The sequence below is a fragment of the Pseudoalteromonas sp. B131b genome (assembly GCF_037162545.1).
GTDB classification, from domain to species: domain Bacteria; phylum Pseudomonadota; class Gammaproteobacteria; order Enterobacterales; family Alteromonadaceae; genus Pseudoalteromonas; species Pseudoalteromonas fuliginea.
Map to the genome: position 1 here is coordinate 588923 of NZ_JARLUZ010000002.1, position 21973 is coordinate 610895.

Annotated in this window: 11 protein-coding genes; 7 read left to right on the forward strand and 4 right to left on the reverse strand. The window is 40.5% G+C overall.

Annotated features, from left to right (window positions below; translation table 11 throughout):
- Nucleotides 1-152: 152 nt before the first annotated feature.
- Nucleotides 153-2333, reverse strand: a complete 2181-nt coding sequence (locus tag P4S65_RS20620; protein WP_337121079.1) for a malate synthase G — start codon at nt 2331-2333, stop codon at nt 153-155.
- A 242-nt stretch (nt 2334-2575) separates the two neighbouring features.
- On the opposite strand from P4S65_RS20620, the gene P4S65_RS20625 reads away from it, so the two are divergent.
- Nucleotides 2576-4177, forward strand: a complete 1602-nt coding sequence (locus P4S65_RS20625) for an isocitrate lyase (protein ID WP_007376673.1) — start codon at nt 2576-2578, stop codon at nt 4175-4177.
- 805 nt (nt 4178-4982) lie between these two features.
- On the opposite strand, the gene P4S65_RS20630 is transcribed toward P4S65_RS20625, so the two are convergent.
- From P4S65_RS20630 to P4S65_RS20640, 3 genes are all read right to left on the reverse strand, one after another.
- Nucleotides 4983-7007, reverse strand: a complete 2025-nt coding sequence (locus P4S65_RS20630) for a S9 family peptidase (protein WP_337121080.1) — start codon at nt 7005-7007, stop codon at nt 4983-4985.
- A gap of 127 nt (nt 7008-7134) precedes the next feature.
- A complete protein-coding gene (locus P4S65_RS20635) occupies nt 7135-8445 on the reverse strand; it encodes a lysine N(6)-hydroxylase/L-ornithine N(5)-oxygenase family protein (RefSeq protein WP_337121081.1) in 1311 nt (436 codons plus the stop codon).
- A 120-nt stretch (nt 8446-8565) separates the two neighbouring features.
- On the reverse strand, nt 8566-9912 hold the full coding sequence (locus P4S65_RS20640) for a salicylate synthase (RefSeq protein ID WP_337121082.1): 1347 nt from the start codon (nt 9910-9912) through the stop codon (nt 8566-8568).
- A 130-nt stretch (nt 9913-10042) separates the two neighbouring features.
- On the opposite strand from P4S65_RS20640, the gene P4S65_RS20645 reads away from it, so the two are divergent.
- Genes P4S65_RS20645 through P4S65_RS20670 form a run of 6 tightly spaced genes read left to right on the forward strand, consistent with a single transcriptional unit; the run spans nt 10043 to nt 21909 of the window.
- Nucleotides 10043-16249 (forward strand): amino acid adenylation domain-containing protein, encoded by a 6207-nt coding sequence (locus P4S65_RS20645; RefSeq protein ID WP_337121083.1) that lies wholly within the window; start codon nt 10043-10045, stop codon nt 16247-16249.
- On the forward strand, nt 16242-16454 hold the full coding sequence (locus P4S65_RS20650) for an MbtH family protein (protein ID WP_337121084.1): 213 nt from the start codon (nt 16242-16244) through the stop codon (nt 16452-16454). The genes P4S65_RS20645 and P4S65_RS20650 overlap by 8 nt, the downstream gene beginning before the upstream one ends.
- Nucleotide 16455: 1 nt before the next feature.
- The gene (locus P4S65_RS20655) at nt 16456-18126 is read left to right on the forward strand and encodes an amino acid adenylation domain-containing protein (protein ID WP_188085292.1); all 1671 of its coding nucleotides are present in this window, start codon (nt 16456-16458) and stop codon (nt 18124-18126) included.
- Nucleotides 18127-18164: 38 nt separating this feature from the next.
- Complete coding sequence (locus P4S65_RS20660; RefSeq protein ID WP_337121085.1) at nt 18165-19982, forward strand: condensation domain-containing protein; 1818 nt, start codon at nt 18165-18167, stop codon at nt 19980-19982.
- Between the two features lie 53 nt (nt 19983-20035).
- Complete coding sequence (locus P4S65_RS20665; protein ID WP_232525558.1) at nt 20036-20200, forward strand: hypothetical protein; 165 nt, start codon at nt 20036-20038, stop codon at nt 20198-20200.
- The gene (locus P4S65_RS20670) at nt 20197-21909 is read left to right on the forward strand and encodes a (2,3-dihydroxybenzoyl)adenylate synthase (RefSeq protein ID WP_096794193.1); all 1713 of its coding nucleotides are present in this window, start codon (nt 20197-20199) and stop codon (nt 21907-21909) included. Before P4S65_RS20665 ends, P4S65_RS20670 begins: the two co-directional genes overlap by 4 nt.
- The last annotated feature ends 64 nt before the right edge of the window (nt 21910-21973 follow it).

A 21973-nucleotide genomic window follows, 5' to 3' on the forward strand; every position in this document is an offset into this window, starting at 1 on the left:
TAGATATTCATGTGTATTATGCTTATTTGAATATATATATTTTTAAAATGCCATAAAAGCGCTGCTATTTTAATTCTAGGCGATAAAAAACCAGCCCGAAGGCTGGTTTGACTCAAAAAACAATTCAAGCACGTGTTAAAAATTTGGAGTGATTAACAATGTTGTGCTTTGTATTTAATACGGTAGCTATGCAGTAATGGTTCAGTGTAACCACTAGGCTGTGTTACGCCTTCTAAAACTAATGCAGTAGCGGCTTGAAACGCAATGCTGTTATTAAGGGTTTCTTCGTCTGTTGCCATGGGTGTATAGGCAGTGTCATGCTCGTTTTGACCATCAACCACTTTGGCCATTTTAGCCATGGTTGATTTTATTTGCGCCTGTGAGCACACGCCATTTAGCAACCAATTAGCCATATGCTGGCTTGAAATACGCAGTGTGGCTCTGTCTTCCATTAGCCCAATATGGTTAATGTCAGGTACTTTTGAACAGCCTACGCCTTGATCAATCCAACGTACAACGTAACCTAAAATACCTTGTGCGTTGTTTTCTAGCTCACTTTGAATATCTTCTTTTGAAAGCGTTTTAGGGTCTGTCATTAGCGGCGGTGTAAGTAGGTTATTAAGGCTAGCAATAGTACGTTTAGCTATGCTTTGCTGCTCATTAAATACGTTTATATCGTGATAATGCATTGCATGCAGGGTAGCAGCTGTAGGGGAGGGCACCCATGCTGTATTAGCGCCTGATTTAGGATGCGCTTGTTTTTGCTCCATCATTAATGCCATTTTATCTGGCATTGGCCACATGCCTTTACCTATTTGTGCTTTATGACTCAAGCCACAAGCAAGGCCAATATCGACATTGCGATCCTCGTAAGCTTGTATCCATGGTTGCTGTTTAATCTGTGCTTTTGGAAGTACAACGCCCGCTTGCATAGAGGTATGAATTTCATCGCCTGTGCGGTCTAAAAATCCAGTATTTATAAATACAACACGCTCTTTGGCTGCACAAATACAGGCTTTTAGGTTTACAGAAGTGCGGCGTTCTTCATCCATAATACCCATTTTAAGCGTGTTTTTAGGTAAGCTTAGCGCTTCCTCTACTAAGCTAAATAAAGTGTTAGTAAACGCTACCTCTTCAGGGCCATGCATTTTTGGTTTAACTATATTAATACTTTGCGCGCTTGAATTTTTTATACCTGTTTTTTTATTTAGGTCGTGCAGGGCAGCAGTAGCAGTAAACATCGCATCCATAATGCCTTCAAATACCGGTTGATTGTACACATCGGTAATAGCAGGGTTCGTCATTAAATGGCCAACGTTTCTTACAAACATCATGCTACGGCCTTTTAAAGTAACTGTGCCACCATCAAGTGCGGTGTATGTTTTATCACTTTGCAGAGTGCGCTCTACAGTTTTATCGCCTTTTTTAAACGATTCAACTAAGTTACCTTGCATCAACCCAAGCCAATTTTTATAAACTTGTACTTTATCTTCTGCATCTACCGCAGCTACTGAATCTTCACAATCCATAATGGTGGTAAGCGCGGCCTCTAGCACTACATCTTTTAAGCCTGCTTTATCAGCTTGGCCAATAATGTGGTGGTGATCGATATGCAGCTCTATATGTAAGCCATTGTTTTTTAATAACACTACAGTTGGATTTTGCGCTTCTCCTTGATAGCCAACAAGCTGAGATGGGTCAGCTAATGTGGTTTGAGAGCTATCACGCAAGGTAATTAAAAGTGCGCCATCTACTACTGAGTAATTCGTGCTTTCTATATGCGAGCCATTAGTCAACGGCAATGCTTTATCTAAAAACTGGCGAGCGTAGGCCATTACTTTAAAACCACGAACAGGATTGTAGGTATTACCTTTTTCAGCCCCGTCATCTTCGCTTAGTACATCAGTACCGTATAAAGCGTCGTATAACGAGCCCCAACGCGCGTTAGCGGCATTAAGTGCAAAGCGTGCGTTACTTACAGGCACAACCAATTGAGGGCCTGCTGTAAGGGCCACTTCAGGCTCTACATTTTGGGTTTCAATTGTAAAGTTGGCAGGCTCTTTTACCAAGTAGCCAATATCTTGTAAAAAGGCATGGTACTTGGCGCTATTCCACGTTTTATTAGCTAGATGATAGTCATCTATTTGCTGTTGAAGCAGCTCTCGCTTTTCAAGCAGTGCCTTATTTATAGGGGTAAGCGTTTGAACTATATGTGCAAAGCTTTGCCAAAATTGCAGCTCACTTAAGTGAGTGCCAGGGAGTAATTGGCTTTTAACAAAATCAGCGAGTTGTGTGTCTACGCTGAGTCCTGAGTGTGTGAGAGTGTGGGACATAATTGCCCTCCTTAAACGGTCGCGATGTTGTTGTGCGCTTGTGCGTTAAGGCAACAATAACGCAAAAAAGCAATGTTGAGTGCTTTTTAGCCATTCATAAAATATATAGCCGTAATAACAACTATAAATTTACTAAATCTAAAAAATGAGCCTAATGTTGATTTAAGCGCTACGGAGCACGAGCAACGTAGCCACTCTCACAACACTAAAATTATTTACACACCCGTTCGAAGGATTTTATTATGACAACATATCAACGCGAAACAGACACACTCTCAACTCTTTGCCAATCTCAAGGTAGCGCATGGCACGCAATCAACCCTGAATATGCAAGCCGCATGCGCTTGCAAAACCGTTTCCGTACTGGGATTGAAATTGCACAATACACAGCAGACGTAATGCGTGAAGATATGGCAGCATATGACGCCGATACAAGCCAGTACACACAATCTTTAGGCTGTTGGCATGGTTTTACTGCACAACAAATGATGATGGCTATTAAGCGCCATCAAAAAACAACTAAACGCAGCTATGTATACTTAAGTGGCTGGATGGTTGCAGCGCTTCGCTCTGCATTTGGTCCGCTGCCAGATCAAAGCATGCACGAAAAAACATCGGTACCTGCATTAATTGAAGAAATTTACACATTTTTAAAGCAAGCTGATGCACGTGAACTCGATCACTTGTTTAACGACCTAGATGAAGCAAAAGCGAATGGCGGCGATGTTCAAGCTGTTATTGATAAAATAGACAACTTTGAAACCCATGTTGTGCCAATTATTGCTGATATTGACGCAGGTTTTGGTAACGAAGAAGCAACTTACTTACTGGCTAAAAAAATGATTGAAGCCGGTGCGTGTGCCATTCAAATAGAAAACCAAGTATCTGACGCTAAACAATGTGGTCACCAAGCGGGTAAAGTGACCGTTCCACACGAAGACTTCTTAGCAAAAATTAACGCAGTACGTTACGCCTTTTTAGAGCTAGGTATTGATAACGGCATTATTGTGGCACGTACAGATTCATTAGGCGCCAGCCTTACTCAAAAAGTACCTGTGTCGCAAACACCAGGTGACTTAGCAAGCCAATACAATGCATTTTTAGAAACCACGCCAATTAACGGTGTTGATGACTTAAATGAAGGCGATACGGCAATGAAAATTAATGGCCAGTTATGTAAACCAACTCGTCTAGATAACGGTTTATTCCAATTCCGTGAAGGCACGGAAAAAGATCGTGTAGTACTAGATTGTATTACTAGCTTGCAGTCAGGCGCTGATTTACTGTGGATTGAAACAGAAAAACCACATGTTAAACAAATTGCAGAACTGGTAAATCGTGTAAAAGAACACGTGCCAAATGCAAAACTGGTATACAACAACTCGCCTTCGTTTAACTGGACGCTTAAGTTTCGTGAGCAAGTGTATCAAGAGTGGGAAGAGGCAGGCCGAGACCTTAGTGCTTACCCAAGTCTTGGCGATAATAAAGGCCTTATGGCACCAGAAATGGATGCAACAGAGCTTGCGCAAGCAGCCGATTTACTAGTGCAAAACTTCCAGCGCGATGGCGCACGTGAAGCCGGTATTTTCCATCACTTAATAACCTTGCCGACATACCATACAGCTGCGCTAAGCACGGATATTTTATCAGAAGGTTACTTTGGCGATATGGGTATGCTGGCTTATGTACGTGACGTACAACGCCAAGAAATTCGCCGTGAGCAAGCATCGGTTAAGCACCAAGATTTAGCAGGGTCTAACATGGGCGATACACACAAAGAATACTTCTCTGGTGATAACGCGCTAAAAGCCGGTGGTGAAGATAACACCATGAACCAGTTTTAATTCCTAACTAGATAGTGTTACTCAAGGGCCAATAGGCCCTTTTTTATTGCTTTAAATAAAGTTAGAACATTGAAGCATAATTACAGATCAGACTTTAACTAGGGCGTATTGGTCTTTGTGGATTGAAATTTGTTCAATCTAGGGGCGATTAAATCGCGGCGCGAGGTTTGTAACCTAGTGGGCTAAGTAAAAACCGAGCAACAAAGAGTTTATCGTCCCTAGAAAGAACCCAAACGGCAGCGCATGTTTGGTATTTATGCTACGTTATCGCCTATTAATGGGGAATAACCACACTACATAAGCTCCGCCTTGCCTAAAAACCAAACATACTGCTGCAAATTCACCAACCAAAGTTCAACACGGCCTTGCCAAATCATGTTGGATCACTATTTAACTACCTGTCTCAATCTACAGATCAGAGTTTAACTAACCTTTCATAAAACGGCATATTTGGGGTGATTTTGCTGAAAAAAGCGTTTACGGCAACTCTAAAAGGCGGGTAAGTGACTGATTTTTGCTTTAATAGGCAAACTAAACGAATTTATAAACCGATTTTTTACTAACTTCTTTGTGCTATAAAACAAAATTTTACTAACTGAAAGGCTATAAACAGTGACTCAAACCGATTTTTTACCAACTCAAGTTACAAAAAATGTTATAAACCGAAATTTTACTAACTGAAGTTTTAGCTAAGTCCGATATTTAACTGTCACAGAAGTGTAAAGGGGGTTTACAGTTTGAATACTATAGTGGTAAATATAAAAGCCACTTATTTGAAGTGGCTTTTATTTGAGCTATAAATTTATTATTTAGTGTGTTTATCAAACCACCATTGAATATAAGCAACTTTGCTCATTAAGTTTGATGGCCGAGCTGTAATGCGATGTGAAGCATTAGGAATTCGCACCATTGCAGTATCAACACCTTGTAATTTTAATGCCTGATAAAACTGCTCAGTTTCTGAAATTGGTGTACGGTAGTCAGATTCACCAGTGAGCAACATAGTAGGAGTTTTAACGTTTCCAACATAGCTAATAGGCGAGCGTTTCATGTAGTGCTCAATGTGATCCCATGGTTTACCTGGGAACCAATAATCAGCAAAAAACGGGTAAAAATCTGCTGTTAGTACAAAACTGATCCAATTGATAACAGGCTTAGCAACTACAGCTGCAGCAAAGCGATCTGTATGACCCACAATCCATGCAGTTAATACACCGCCACCAGAGCCACCGGTTACAAACAATTTAGACTCGTCAATAAAGCCTTTCGCTATTAGCGCATCAACACCTGTCATTAAATCATCAAAATCGTTACTTGGGTAATTATGATGAATAGTTTGTGCAAACTCTTTACCATAGGAATCACTACCACGTGGGTTCATGTATAAAACGACATTGCCTTTGGCTGCAAACAGTTGAATTTCAACGCTAAAGTGCGGGCCATAATTAGCGACAGGGCCGCCGTGAATTTCTAGTATTAGCGGGTGTTTTTTGCTGCTATCAAATTCTGGCGGGTAGGCAATCCACCCCTGAATAGGAAGTTCATCGTGGCTTGATTTAACCCAAATTTCTTCCACTTTAGCCAAAGCTTTGTCGCCCAATGCATCTGCATTAAGGGTAGTTAAACGCTGGGCTTTACCGCGTTTAATTGTTGCTATATCAGCAGGGCGCTGGGTATCGGCAAGGGTAAATGCTACCTCTCCATCTTCGCTTACATCAAAGTCGCCACCAGAATAAGGGCGTCCAAAGGCAACGCTGCCAATTTGAGTTGTTATTATTTTACGCTTGCCACTGCGTGGTTGATAGGCGAGGGCGGTTTGGCCTTTATCGGCGTAACTAAAGTACACACCTTTTGAATTGGCACTCCATTTTATTTGCCCAACACTTCGATCAAAATTTGGCGTTAAACTAGTTGTGTTACCTGTTTTTAAATCACGAATATAAAGTTGAGCATTTTCGTAATTAGTGCGTATATCGTCATAACCTGTGTACGCTAAGTAACGGCCATCGGGCGATACTTTAGGTTGTTCATCAGGGCCATCTCGGTTAGTAATTTCGGTTATAGTTTGCGAGGCCAAATCAAGTTTATAAATTTCATTATTTGTGAATTTTAGCTGGTTGTTTTTATGCCTGTTCGCAGAAAAATAAAGTGATTTACCATCGTTACTAAAGCTTACATCGCCGGCGTTATCAAACTCATCATGAGTAAGTCGCTTGGCATTACCACCGTTAGCATCTATGGAAAATAATTGGCTAAAACCTTTTTGTGTGTAACCGCCACCATCTGAACGGTAATAAACATCATCAATAAATTTAGCGGGTTCTGCCCACGTTGCCCCTTTTGGTTTACCGGGCAGGTTTACGGGGGCTGAAGTTACACTTGGTACAAACATGCTAAATATTAATTGGCTAGAATCAGGGCTCCATGTAATTGCACGAGGGCTATTAGTTAGATTACTAATTTTTGCCATAGCACCTGTTTTAAGCCATTTTATATATATTTGGCTGCTGCCATCACGTGTTGATATAAACGCAAGGCGTTGACCATCAGGAGAGAGTACTGGCGAATAATCCATATGCACGCCAGAGGTTAATGGTTGCATTTGTTTAGTTTTGTAATCAACAGACCAAATATTACCCACTTTGCGATCTGTTTTTATATCCATACGATTACGCACAAAGTAAACGGTTTTACCGTCTTCGGTTATATCTATCTGATTCGCATATTCAAGGTCGAATACGTTTTCAAGTTGTAGCGTTTGCTCTGTTTGACTCGTAAAACCTGAAAAACTGACTGTTGCCAAAAGCGCAAAAGGGGCAATAAACTTCATTTTTATTCCTTGTTATTAAACAGTATCACATCTGTTATAAGGCAATAATGATTGAAAATAAACTCGATTGCGATGAATGCACATTACTTAGATAATGACTTATTTGAGTAATATGCATTTCAAGTGGTTAAGCTAAAGCAACTGCTTGCTGAGCCTGTTCTTGCAACTCTGCCTGTAATGAGTGTGCTATTTCTGCTGACCTTACTGAAAGTATTGAGAGTAAGGTGTCGCTTAAACCATGGGATGATTCTGAACGTCCTTGCAAAAATAACGATGGAAGAAAACGTTCGTCCGTTTTAACTTGATAATTTCGATCAATATCAATGTTTCCTAAATAGGCTTTAATCGGTTCTAATATAGGCGCCATTTTAGGTCGTTGATACCCTGTTGCTAAAATTACTAAATCGTAATTATTCGTAGCATGCTGATTTGATTTTCTATCAAGTATAGACAGCGTTATTTTTCCATTTTTTTCAGATGCTTCAGTAACTTCACTGTTAGGGCAATATGTATGTTGCTCCATCATGGCAACTTTTTGTTGATAAAAAATATTATATATTTGCTCAATCATCGATGAGTCAACAGCTGAATAATTAGCGTATTTATATTCTTTTAATAGCTCTTCTCTTTCTTGCTGCGTTTTACTGAATATAGAGTCTGTTGATGATGGGTTAAAAATTTCATTCACATAGGGACTTGAATCTGCTGGCTTCATCGAATTACCACGCATAATTAAATCAACTTTTGCGTGTGGATAATTATCATCAATATCAATAAAAGCTTCCGCAGCACTTTGCCCACCACCGATTATAGCAATGCGTAAATCTTTTGTTTTTACTGGAATAAGTTTAGCCATTTTTGATAGGTAGTGAGTATGATGAAATACAAGCGGGGTTTGTTTTAGCGGTTGAAAAACTTCCGGTATTAAAGGGGTTCCGCCAGTGCCCATAACAAGTGATTTAGTAAAACGGATCTTACTTGTACCACTTGTATCTGCTGTTGTCACTTTGAGTAATTTTACTTTTTGATTATCCATAACCGGCTCAATAGAGGTAACCTCTTCGCCGTATTGACATTGAGAAGAAAAATGACCCGCAACCCAGCGAAGGTAGTCATTAAATTCTAACCTGCTTGGGTAGAAAGTACTTAAATTTATGAAGTCCACTAAACGATTATGTGAATGTAAATAATTTAAGAAAGAGTAAGGGCTGGTTGGATTTCTCAATGTAACAAGATCTTTCAAAAATGAGACTTGTAGCCCACTTTGGTTAGTAATAGTATCACCATGCCATTGATATTCTGGCTGTTTATCAATAAATAAGGCATTTAGTGTGGTGGAATTGCTCTTAATTTCTTCTAAGGCAATCGCCAAAGCTATATTTGATGGGCCAAATCCGACACCAATGATATCGTATGTAGGTATTAGTGGCTGTGCCATGCTTAAACTCCTCGTTTAAAACAACTTTTATCTGCTACATAAATTTACTTTTGTTTATAAAAATGTGTAGCAGTGGGTATTAGCTGAATAAGGATTCATTAAGTATCCTTATTTAATGAATTACGTTAATTTAGCTTTTTTTTCAACAACCCAAGGTGAAATGCTTGCTAGTTTTTCACTGGTTTCGGTGAGTTCTCTTTCTGGTGTTGAATCAAGTACAATTCCGGCTCCAGCCTGTAACCAGTGCTGATCGCCTTTACTCATAACACTGCGTAAAACTAATGCTGCGTCAATAACGCCTGTGTGATCTAGTTTTAAAATTGCGCCTGCATAAAGCCCTCTGCTACTGCCTTCGTGTCGTCGTATTTCTGAAAAAGCAGCCAGCTTTTGAATACCAGACGCTGTAACAGCAGGGAATAGGCTTTCGAATGCATGCCAAGCGTTATATTCTGTTTTTAGAGTGCCACAGACTCTCGAAGCTAAATGTTGCACAGAACCTCGCTTTTTTTGAACCATGAACTGTGGTACATGTACAGATTCTGGTTCACAAACTTCATTCATTTCGTCAACTGAAAGTCTCACAGATATTGCGTGTTCGTGGGTTTCTTTTGGATCTCTTAGTAACTCATCAAATATTTTTTGATCTGTTTCTGGATTACCTTCTAATCGTCGAGTACCCGCTAACGGCTCTGTTGTAACTTTACGGTTTTCATCAACTGAAAGTACAATTTCAGGACTAAACCCAGTGATTTTCCAACCAGCTAAATTCATTGTAAATGAACGAGCAGGTGTGTTCATCGAACGCCCTTGAAGCCAAGTCGCAGTGTAATCGGGCGAAAAATGTAGGGGAACCTTACGCGAGAGTATGACTTTTTCTAGTAAACCATTTTTAATATTGGCGACAGACTTTTTGACTGCATTTTTATAATTAATATTGCCTGGTATTTCGACATTTTTGTAAGGAACGTGTGCTCGTACAACTGCATTTTCTAGTATTAAGCGTACTTGCTGCTCAAGTTCACTGGATTTAGATTTAATGAGTGTTGGTTTTTTCCCTAGGGATATCGTTATTTTTGGCTCACAAATAAATAATAACGCTTCTTGACCTGCTTTTTCTTCTTCGGTTAATAGTTCTGGTGATTTCAGGGCATACGCGAATTCAAAACTAGACCATCCGCATGCTTGCCACTCACCATCCCAAGTATTTAATTCTTGCTGTAGGACTTGGCAGAGGTTTTCGCTGTTAACTTGGCGCTGAGTTTTTCCTGCAGAGGTATTAGATTCAATGTGAGTTGCAAATACTGTTATAGATCGAACAATACCCCCTGCAAACCAACATTCACCGTTATCTTCGTAAATTAAATATTCTTTAAATATACCACTGTCGGCTAGAGCGGCTGCTCGTGCGAAGATTAAATTTTGCTCATCGCTTTGGGTTGTGCCTTCATTGGAAAAATTAGTTTTCATAATATTTTATGCTCCTTTTCAAAATACATTTTGCATACACACGGGATTAATTTTCAATCAATGTGTTGCAATAATAACTACAGTAAATAATAATGCAAATTATTATTGTTTATATTTTAGGGTCTGTTTTATGGATAATGCACTTAGGCTAAAGCTTGCGAGAAAATTGGCGGCAACTCGAAAAATAATCATGCCGAATAATAATGTGGACTCTTTATCGACATTAAATCAAAGCTTTACAGTTTCAAAAGCAAAAAATGAGACCAGTTATGTACTTTCTAATGCGCAAGAAAGGATGTGGTTACTTAATCAACTGGACCCACTTTCGTCTGCTTACAATGTTTGTGTCTTGTGGCAATTTAAAGGTTGTTTAGATGCGCTTGTTTTACAGCAAAGTTGTTTTGAATTAGTGAACAGGCACAGTATTTTTCGAACTTCCTATTATGCAGACCCTATTGTTGGTGCTCGACAAAAAGTGCTTGATGAGTTTCCTTTGCAGTGGTGTGAATATGATTTACAAGATTTAGATCATCAGACGCGAGAAGTACGTCTTAAAGAAATAGCACAACATGCAAGTACAGAACCTTTCGATCTTGCAACTAAGAGTACACTTCGACTTGCTCTCGTAAAAATGACCGACAGTCATCACACTTTAGTTATGGTAGGGCAACATATTGTTTGGGACGGGGCGTCATTTGGTATTTTTTCTAATGAATTATCAACATACTATAGGCTAATTAAGAGCGGCGAATCTAAACAACGGGCTCCTTTACCCATCCAGTATTTAGATTTTGCTCAATGGCATCGTGAAAAATGGCAACAAGATTCCGAACAAAGCAAAGAGCAGGTTGCGTTCTGGCAAAAGCAGCTTACACCGCTACCTGAGCCTATTGATTTTCCAACTGATTTTCCTCGGGGAGTGAAGCAAAATGAAAATGGTGGCTGGCACAGTGATAATCTTGATCAAGCAACAACACAAACCCTACTTACGTTAGCACGAGAAGAACAAGTTACAACTTTTGAAGCCATTATTGCGGTGATTGCTTTATTAATGACTCGGCTTTCTAGGGCCTCAGAAGTGACGATAGGGACAGTGGCTTCGCATCGTAATTTACCTGAGCTGAGTGATCTGATAGGTAATTTTGGGAATGTTATTCCACTGCGGATTAAGGTTGATAATAAACTTTGTTTTCGTGAGCTGATCCGTGATTGTGCGACACAATGTCGTGCTGCTTTTTCACATGCAGACTTACCCTTTGAATTATTACTTGAAAAATTACAAATAAAACGAGGGGAATCGCAAAACCCATTATTAGACACTATGGTGACTTTCTTAAGCCATGGGATGTCTCCACCCATAATAGATGGCTTAGATGTACATTGGGAAAAGTATTTTAATGGTACAACGCAAACAGATCTCTCTTTTGACGCATTATTAAAAGATAACTGCCTTCAGTTTCAAGCCACTTGGCGTGCTTCATTATATCGACCAAAAACCATACCAAATCATTTAAAACGGTTGCTACAGTTACTTAAACATTGTGTCCAAGAACCAGATATAGCACTAGCAAACATTACCACTGTATTACCCGATGAAAATCAGTTAATAAAATGGGGTCAACGCGATGCTTTTGTAAGCCCAGTAACAACGCTCGTTGCTTGGTTTGAGAGTACCGTGAGTAAATACCCAAATCGAACTGCCGTTGAGTTAGTTGGCAGTGAAACGATAAAGAGTATTTTGCAAAAACAAAACGTGCTGCATGACCTCAGTTTTCTAACGCTCAATGCAAGAGCAAATAGAGTCGCAAGGTGGCTAGTATCGCAAGGGATTGGGCCAGAAGATCGGGTTGCCATAATAATGCCTCGCCAGTTGGAATGGTTCGTTGTGATGCTTGGTACACTCAAGGCAGGTGCCGCTATTGTACCTATAGATCCAAATTATCCAGAGGATTACATTAACCGAGTACTTACATTGGCGGCGCCAAATATAGTAATTAATAATGGTGATGCACATTCATTTGAATCAGCTAAAGCGACTGAATTAAAAACTAAAACAGTCAGTTTGTTAGTTATTGAGAATGAAGCATTAAGTATAAAAAATAATGATCTTAATCTTACAAACGAAGGGAGATGCCGGCCATTGCACCCATCTCATCCAGCCTGTATTACGTTTACATCAGGCTCAACAGGGCAGCCAAAAGGTGTTGTTGTAAAACATGCTTCTCTGGTTAACCTTATTGCTAGTCATAAACACGATCTCTATAGCGAAGCTTCTGCGCTTGTAGAACATAATCAGCTAAAAGTTGGCCATGCTTGGTCTTTGGCTTTTGATGCCTCATGGCAACCTACACTGTGGATGTTTGAAGGCCATAAAGTCTATTTATTTGATGCAAATACGATGCAAGACGCGGTCACTCTTGCCAAAGAGATAATGCTTAAAAAAATGGATTTTATTGAGTTAACTCCCAGTATGCTAGATGAAGTATTACCGTGGTTACAGTCAGGACTTACAGATACAAATGGGCAATTTATTGAACCTCACACACCTGCAATATTGGGTTTTGGTGGTGAATCGGTAAAACAAGAGCTTTGGCAACGTATAAAGGGCCTTCCTGGTACGTTGGGCTTTAATTTATATGGCCCGACAGAGGCAACAGTGGATGCGATGATTGCTAAAACCAATGCCGCTGAAAAGCCGGTAATAGGTGGGCCGGTTGCAGGAGGGCAAGTTTATGTTTTAGATAATTGCTTGCAATTAGCGCCTTTAGGGGTGCCAGGTGAGCTTGCAATTGCTGGTGCTGGATTAGCAAGAGGATACCTTGATCGTAGTGATTTAACAGCAAGCAAGTTTATTGCTAATCCTTTTGCTGAACAAGGTGAAAGACTTTATCTAAGTGGTGATAGAGTAAAATGGACAACTCAAGGAAATATTGAATACATTGGCCGTATAGACGAGCAAGTAAAAATTAGAGGTTTTCGTGTTGAGCCGCTCGAAGTTGAGTCAACCATTGAGCTGTTAATTAAATGTCCTTGCGCTGTCATTGCCAGAGCAGTTACTCAAAGTGCGATGGAGCTAATTTGTTATATTGAAAATGAAATAGAGCAACTAAGCGATAATCAAGAGGCTAATTTAAACTTAATAGCCCGCTTTCGCTATGTATGTGAGCAAGCTCTACCTCCTCACTTAGTCCCCAAATATTTTGTAATTAATAAAAAACTACCTAAATTACCTAATGGAAAAATTAATCGTAAAGCGCTGTCGATACCTGATGATTTAGGTGTTATTGCCAAAAGAGCCCCTCGTAATGAACTGGAGAAAAAGCTATGTAATTTAGTGTGTGACGTTTTAGGGATTGAGACAATAGGCATTGACGATGGATTTTTTGCAGTGGGTGGCGATAGTATTTCAGTTGTAAAATTAGTCAGCCGCGCTCGTCGAGAAGGGATCCACCTTACTCCTCGCCAAGTATTTAATGCAAAATGCATTGCGAATTTGGTTAAAGAATTACACGAAGTTGATCCCCTCGGAGACAGTCAAAATAGTAAAACGGTTAGCCACGATAGTAATGATAAAGGTCAGCTTACTTCAACTTTATTAATGCAGCGCTACCTTAATGCAGCGACACCGCTTGATCGATTTGCACAACTAGCAAGTGTAGTAGTGCCTGAAAGTATGACGGCTGGTGAACTAAAAGAGCTTGTGTATGCTTTACTTAATCGCCATGGGTTGTTGCGAGCTCAATTGGTGCAATCGGGTACGGGAGAGTTATCCCTAAATGTTCCGGTTGAAAATACCCAAACTATTTATTGTGAGCAAACTTATCAACAGTGTGATGATAATAAATATAGAGTGTATTCTGAAAATGCTGATTTACCCACTTTAGAAAACTCAGGTGTATTATCAGCAGCTGAGTTGGCAAAACAACTATGCAGTAATTTAAGTCCTAAAAACGGTGTTATGGTTGCCGTATTGTTAGTTAAAGAAAATGAAAATAATAACCAAAGAGCTTGGTTTGCCATAAACCATTTAGTCATAGATGCCTCATCATGGCATATTTTGGCTGAAGACCTTGCGATTGTCCGAAATCAGCAAGTGAGTAATGAAAAACTTGAATTACCTCCCGTACCAACATCATGGCGTAGTTGGTCCAATCATATAAATAAATTAAGCCAGCAGTATATACCTGCGCCAAATTCAACCAATTTGGGAACGTTGGCAAGTGCTCACACATTAACTTGGAGCTTGGAACCTTATAATAAAACATGTCCTGCATTAACTGTCGCTCGTAGGTTAGGGCTTCCACTGGCTAGTTTATTACCTGCTATAAGTTGCTTAGCTGCTATTACATCAAAATTAAAACCAGCGCTAGATAATCGCTGCCCTACCTTGGTACTAGAGCGGCATGGTCGAGAAGTACAGGAACCAACACAAGATTTAAGCAGGACCATTGGCTGGTTTGCCCGTGAAGTTTATGTGGCTCTCAATAGTGATGTTTTAAAGACTAAATCGGACGAAATGTCGAGCCAGTTGATAGAAACAGTGTTGCGTAAATGGTGTGGTCAAATTATTCAGCAAGACTCTCCTTTTGTATCATCAAGTGGTGTCGCGCCTGTTCAACAAAGTGTAAATGGATGGTTAGTCGGTTTTAATTTTCTTGGTGATTTAAATTTATCCTCCAATTCAGATTTATGGTCAGTAACTCCGCTTCTTGAGCAGCTCACTGAAGCTTGCTCCGATCACTGGCCGTTACTAAATTCTTTAGATTTAACAGCCTATTACAGCCAACAAAAAGGGATAAAAACACTTCACTTTAATGCGATAGCACCTAGTAGCGAATTGCACCATAGTGATCTACTACGATTTAAAGCTGAGTTAAATAAGCTTTTTCATCAACTACACGACTGTTTTATTGAAGAACAACAACAGCTACAAGCGCAAGGTCTTGTTGATAGTAATAATTTGACAATTAAGCCAGCTACGCCACTGCAAGTTGAAATGCTTCGCCACTGTCATGGACTAGCAGATCCATGGACAACACAAATGGAAATAACTCTTTCTAATCAACACAACCCAGAAATATCTGAAAGTGCTTTAAAAGCAGGGGCCGCGGATCTTCTGCGCCGTCATGACGCGCTAAGATCAGGCTTTTTTGTGAAAACATTTTCTACCTTTACTGCCGATATACTCGAGCCTGTATGGGAAACTTTAGATTTACGTGGTGAACCAAGTGAGCAATATGAAGCATTGTTAGTGCAGCATCGCACAGCATGGTACCAATATCGCTTTGAATTTGATGCTCCGCCACTCATGCGATTTTTATCTATACGTATAAGTGATAGTCAGTGGCTAATTTTGATTCATTGTCATCACTTACTGCTTGATGGTTGGTCAGCCCCTCGAATTTTGCAAGAGTGGCTTGGAGGAATGAGTGCTGAAGCCACTTTAGCTTATCCAAATTTACATTGGGGTCAATATCTTGATTGGTTACAAAAACAAGACCCGACAATAGCTTGTCAATATTGGAATAAAGCGCTGAATGGTTTCAAAGCCCCTTCATTATTGTGCCCGACAAGACAGCAACGATTTCCTTCACAAGAATTATCTAGTGTGCTTTGTGCTGCTGTAAACACAGATGTTAAAGCATTAGCTGCAAAGATTAATGTATCTACGGCCATGCTATTTCAATTGGCATGGGCTAAAACAGTGGGTAATGCACTTAATCAGGACGATGTCGTATTTGGTTTATTTGATTCTGGTCGTGCAGCGTCGTTAGCAGGTATTGAAACGCTTGTTGGATTGGTTACTCAGTTAGTACCAATACGGATTAAGACCGATCCTTTGAGTAGTCCAATTGCGTTGTTGCAGCAGTTGCAAACTGAACAATTTGAATGGCAAGCGTTAGCTCCGGTTAGGTTGGATAATTTGGAGGCGACTCATCGTTTTGGTGAATTTTTTGATACTTTATTAGTTATTGAAAATGCCCTTGATGCGGATACACAAACCGCAGATTCAATTAAACAAGTCGATTCATATCAAGGACTTACATTACCAGTTGCATTGGCAGGATTGAAGGATGTTAAGTGGCAAGATTCGGTTGGCCAAGCCGCTGCTTTATTTATCTACCCTGGTGCAACAACCAAGATCCGTTTGAGCTTTGACCCGCATGCAGTGGGCAAAAAACGTAGCGTTCAGCTATTAACTGATTTTGAGTTCTATTTGCAAGAAGTTGTCGATAGTTGTAACAAATTCAGTCATGAAGCCGCAAATTCTGCGCAACTTAATAACAGCGAATTAAACCCCCTATCAACAGTCTCTTTGGAGTTAAATCATGAGTGAAGATATTTTCGATGATGAATCAATGGCATTTGTAGTTCTTATCAATCATGAAAAACAGTATTCGTTATGGCCTGAAGTATTAACTATTCCTTCTGGTTGGGAGCAGGTTTTTGGCCCTCAAACACGTGATACTTGTTTGAGTTGGCTAAATGATAATTGGACAGATTTACGTCCTAAATCACTCATAGAGATGGATGGGAATTAATATGGAGCAGATTAACAAAGGGATGCCAGCAGGTACAGCATGCCTGTATCAATCCTTTGCTGAACAAGCCGTTATGCACCCTAATCGCATCGCCGTTAGTGATGAACATAGCTCCTTGACATATAAAGCGCTTAAACAAAAAGCTGATTTGGCATCACATCGACTTTATGCAAGTGGTGTTCGTACAGGAAACTGCGTGGCTTTAATACTGCCTAGAAACTGTGAGCAAATTATTCACGTGTTAGCAATATTGCAACTTGGAGCGTGCTATGTGCCGATTGATCCCGACTACCCTAAAGAAAGGATCGATTGGATAATTGCTTGTAGTCAGCCTAGCGCAATTGTTACTCAGCGAGAGTTGAGTAAGACACTTTGGGGTAACGATTCACTTACTAAAGCTATGAGTCATTTGTTGTTTGTCGAGGACCAATTTAACTTTGTTCCAGATGAGCACGAGAAACCAGTTTACAGAGCCGCAGGTGCTTTCGCTTATATTATTTTTACTTCAGGGTCGACGGGAAACCCTAAGGGAGTTGTTGTAGGGCATCAGCAAGTTCTGGCCTTAATTAATGCGGCAATGCCTTTATTAGATGCAACACATACTGATGTTTGGGCTTTGTTTCATTCACTGGCTTTTGATTTTTCGGTGTGGGAAGTGTGGGGAGCTTTGACCACAGGAGCCAAGCTAACGATTATTCCAAAAAGTGTAATTTGGTCACCAGACGCCTTAGTGCAATATTTGAGAGCAGAAAAGGTCACTATTCTTAATCAAACGCCTTCAGCATTTTATGCCTTAATTGACGCAGAAAGTAAGGCTCTAAAAATGAGTGAGCAACCACTATGCTTGCGCAAAGTGGTCTTTGGTGGTGAAGCACTTAATTTGGATAAAGTAAAAAAATGGTGGCAGCTTTACCCTTGCGAAACATTGCAATTGATAAACATGTACGGGATCACAGAGACAACGGTGCACGTAACATGGCTAACACTAAGTGATTCACTTTGTGGCACTGAAAATAGTCCAATAGGTGAAGGACTATCTAGTTTGGAGGTGCTTTTACTTGATGAAAATTTAGAAAAAGTGGCTGATGGTGAAATTGGTGAAATTTATGTAGCAGGAGATCAAGTGGCATTCGGTTACATCAATCGCCCTGATCTAACCGCGATGCGATTTGTTGCCAGTCCTTTTCACACTGGGAAGCGGATGTATCGTTCGGGTGACTTAGCGAAGCAAATTGATGGTCAACTCTTTTATTTTGGTCGCGCAGACAGGCAATTGAAAGTAAGGGGATTTCGTATTGAGCCGAGTGAAATAGAAGTTGTTTTAGAATCTCATGCAAAGATACAAAGAGCAGCCGTGATAGCAAAACCATGCCTCGACAGTGGTTTATCAGATGGCTTAATTGCTATTTTAATCGCGACAGAGGAATCATTTACCGCACAACCAATAGCAACATTGAGAAATTATCTATCTCAGCTTCTCCCTGTTCACTATTTACCTTCAGACTTTCTATTTGTTAAAAAATTCCCGCTAACAGTAAATGGAAAACTGGATGAGAAAGCGTTACTTATGCAGTGGCAAGCAAATCAAAAAAGTACTTCTTCTTTGCATCAACAGCGGCTAGAGCTGCTGCGTTTGAAGCAACAAGACATCCTCGCCAAGTCAACAACATGATTTGGTAAAGACAAACATTAAGAATGGAAACTACCCAAATGAATAAAAATAGTAATTCAGCCTCGCTATTAGAAGATGTACTTGCTGTCGTTAGTAATACGTTAAATTTACAGCCTGGCGCTGTCTCAGCAGAATGTAACCTAATTGAAGCAGGACTTGATTCGATCACATTAATGAACTTAGTGTCAACTTGGCGAGCGGCTGGTTATGATATTAACTTTGCAGATTTAGCTAAAAAACCATTCGTGGGGGCATGGGTTGAGTATCTTAGGGTATCGGCTGCCAGCCTCGCTGATAATACACAAGACACTATCTTTGGGGTCCCAAAAATAAAAATCGGGAAACTTCCTCATGCGCCTTTTTCACTTGCGCCTATGCAGTATGCCTATTGGTTAGGACGTGATGTTAATCAACCGCTTGGGGGTGTATCAGCGCATCTGTATTGTGAATTTGAGTTGTCGGCAATCAATGATAAGTCACAGCCATTAGATTTAGCCCGTTTGACGCTAGCAATAGAGAAACTTGTTCAACGTCATAGCTCGTTGCGTTTACAAGTATGTTCCAGCGGACAGCAAATACATAATCCAAGTAATAATACAGTGCATGTCATCTTTAATGATTTACGAGATAAACCTACTGATGTTGCGCAGCAGTTATTAGAGCAGTATCGCTCGACCTATTCATCACAAATGTTAGATATTGAGTCAGGAGAAGTATTTGCGGTCGCTTTAAGCTTATTAGAAAATGGTAACAGTCGCCTGCATTTAGACATTGATATGATAGCTGCAGACGCCGTTAGTTATCGCACGCTACTGCGTGATCTTGCACTGTTATACGATGACCCCGATGTAGAACTTGCTGATTTAGCAATGAGTTATAAAGATTGCCGAATGGCCATTGAGCATAATTGGGAGTCAATAAAAGAAAGCTCAGGAATGTGGTGGCAAACACAGCTAGCTTCTTTACCCAATGGTCCATTACTGCCTTTAAAAGCAGCTTCATCGCAGCATCCTATTACAACACGACGCCATTTTAATATTGATCCGCAGCGTAAAGCACAATTATATGCGCAATGTCGTCAGTACGGATTAACCCCATCAGTGGTGTTAGCAACCGTGCTGGCAGAAACCCTGGCTGGATGGAGCAAAGATCCGCGTTTTATTCTTAATGTTCCTTTATTTCAACGTCCACTCGCAGGCCCTAATATTAAAGAGGTGGTAGGCGACTTTAGTAGTTCAATACTCCTCGATGTTGATACTGGCCCGACTGCAACTTTTGTGACACGAGCGCGTGATGTTCAATCTAGTATGCACGAGGGAGCAGCGCGCGCAGACTACGGTGGAGTCCATGTTTTAAGAGATTTAGGGCGTGCACGTGGGCAGCAAGTGACAGCGCCTGTTGTATTTACAAGCGCATTAAATTTAGGTGAGTTATTTGATGCAAATGTGCGCCGAGTATTTGGGGATCCTATTTGGATTATTTCTCAAGGGCCACAGGTATTACTTGATGCGCAAGTAACTGAACTTGATGGTGGTATTTTAATTAACTGGGATTGTCGAGAGGATGCTTTTGTTGATGGTGTGCTCGATGCAATGTTTAATTTTTTCAGTAATACCGTGGTGAACCTCGTCACTGAGCCGGATTATTGGGATACGCATATTGGTGATACGTTACCCAAAAATAGAGCCGTTGCTGAGGTCCAAGAGCCAGTAATTACTAAAAATTTGGAACATGATGAAACCTCGTTAAGTATGCCAATAGTTCGTGTGGTAGCTTCTATTTGGCATGAAGTGATCGGGGGGATGGTAGTAATATTCATCAAAACTTATTTGCTGCGGGTGGGGATTCTGTTTTAGCAAGTTCGTTAATCGCGCAAATTAGGGAAATCTTCGGATCCAATTCGATAGACATGAAAAGCTTATTTAGTTCACCTTCTATTGCAGGCATTGCCGCTTCAATTACTGACTCGAGCGATGCTGAAGAAGTATTACAAATTGCTCAAGTGTATTGTGAAATCTTAGATTTAGATGATGACGCACTCAGTGCTGAATTGGAAATGGAGGGGTCACTGTGACTGAGTTTGTGCCTACCGAAGCCGGGTTATATGCTTGGCCAGAAGAAATAAGCAGAAAGTACAAAGAGCAGGGGGTGTGGAAAAATGAAAACTTTGCAAATTGGTTAACTGCAAAACTTAAGCAATATGCTGATGTTATCTTGCTCAGCGGCCCCGACCTTCAATCTGGTGAATGGCAACAGATGACAGGCCAAGAAATAAGCGCTGTCGTGAATAATATAGTAGAGCATTGCCACAGTATTGGTCTTGGACGAGGTGATAAAGTAGTGATGCAAATGGGTAATAATAATGCATTTGTATTAACCTTTTTCGCTTTACTCCAGCTTGGCGTTATTCCTGTCATGGCGTTACCTGGACATGGACAACGTGAAATTTTGCATTTTGTGAAATTAACACAAGCACGTGCTTGGTTTGTTAGTGAACAATCGATTAGCTTCGATTGTCATGCATTTGCCAATGAGCTACTTGATACAGTCCCAACACTTAAACATGTTGTTGTGGATGGCCTAGATTTAAAACCGCATCAGTCAATATTATCTTTACTAGGATTTACTAAGGCAACTGAAGCTCAAATGACAGCACTTGAGTTTCCTGGTCTCGCAGCGGATCCTGCTGAAATGGCTTTATTATTATGCTCAGGCGGTACAACAGGAATACCGAAGTTAATTCCAAGAACACATAGAGATTACCTCTACAATATAAAAGCCAGTGCTAAGCTGTGTGAATTGAGTTCACAAGACCGCTATCTTGTAGCATTACCAGCGGCGCATAATTTTCCATTAGCTTGCCCAGGTATTTTAGGTGCGATTGAAGTGGGGGCTGGTGTCGTTATGTGTCCAGTGCCGAGTCCTGAAATTGCATTTGAGTATATTGAAAAAGCAGGGGTTACGGTGACAGCGTTAGTGCCGACTTTAGTGAAAACTTGGCTTAATTATGCTGCATTAGTAACACCTCCAGCGGCATGTCTTGATTTATTACAAGTTGGCGGTGCTAAACTTGATGAAGCTACAGCTCGCAGAATCGGTAATGAACTTAATTGTAATTTACAACAAGTGTTTGGCATGGCTGAAGGACTTCTTAATTTCACTCGTAATTCAGATCCTAGTGTTTTAAAACTCAAGACTCAAGGACGTCCATTATCTGATTTGGATGAAGTTAGGGTGGTGGACGAACAAGGCCAGGATGTTGCCAAGGGAAAGTGTGGCGAGCTGTTGACCAGAGGTCCATATACAATCCGTGGTTATTATAAAGACGAGCAGGCCAATCAAAAATCATTTACTACTGAAGGTTATTACCGTACTGGGGATCAAGTAAGGCGGCTAAGCAGTGGTCACCTTATTGTTGAAGGCCGAATCCAAGAGGTTCTTCGCCGAGGTGGAGAAACTATTTCTGTTGAAACATTAGAAGCTCATTTAGCTTGTCATCATGGCATAAAAGATGTTGCTGTTGTGGGACTACCTTGCGAACAACTCGGTGAGCGAACATGCGCAGTTATTGTTTCGCAAGACCCAAATTCGCCTAACTTAGCACTCAAAGACGTAAGGCAATACTTAGCGGCACAAGGTGTTGCACGCTATATGTTGCCAGATACAGTGGCGTACGTTGAACATATCCCATTAACCGTTATAGGTAAAATTGCTCGTAAAAAATTATCTGCACAAATTCACCTTGAGCTTAATAAGCAACATCAAGCAATACAAACAGTGTGAATTAAATTAATGATGCGCAATCACCACCAGAGGATGTACCGCAATGGCTGGCTGCTGAATATAA

Excerpts from the sequence above, each read along its gene's own strand:
- P4S65_RS20620 (WP_337121079.1), bottom strand. The coding sequence starts at position 2,333 with ATGTCCCACACTCTCACACACTCAGGACTCAGCGTAGACACACAACTC.
- P4S65_RS20625 (WP_007376673.1), top strand. The coding sequence starts at position 2,576 with ATGACAACATATCAACGCGAAACAGACACACTCTCAACTCTTTGCCAA.
- P4S65_RS20630 (WP_337121080.1), bottom strand. The coding sequence starts at position 7,007 with ATGAAGTTTATTGCCCCTTTTGCGCTTTTGGCAACAGTCAGTTTTTCA.
- P4S65_RS20635 (WP_337121081.1), bottom strand. The coding sequence starts at position 8,445 with ATGGCACAGCCACTAATACCTACATACGATATCATTGGTGTCGGATTT.
- P4S65_RS20640 (WP_337121082.1), bottom strand. The coding sequence starts at position 9,912 with ATGAAAACTAATTTTTCCAATGAAGGCACAACCCAAAGCGATGAGCAA.
- P4S65_RS20645 (WP_337121083.1), top strand. The coding sequence starts at position 10,043 with ATGGATAATGCACTTAGGCTAAAGCTTGCGAGAAAATTGGCGGCAACT.
- P4S65_RS20650 (WP_337121084.1), top strand. The coding sequence starts at position 16,242 with ATGAGTGAAGATATTTTCGATGATGAATCAATGGCATTTGTAGTTCTT.
- P4S65_RS20655 (WP_188085292.1), top strand. The coding sequence starts at position 16,456 with ATGGAGCAGATTAACAAAGGGATGCCAGCAGGTACAGCATGCCTGTAT.
- P4S65_RS20660 (WP_337121085.1), top strand. The coding sequence starts at position 18,165 with ATGAATAAAAATAGTAATTCAGCCTCGCTATTAGAAGATGTACTTGCT.
- P4S65_RS20665 (WP_232525558.1), top strand. The coding sequence starts at position 20,036 with ATGAAAAGCTTATTTAGTTCACCTTCTATTGCAGGCATTGCCGCTTCA.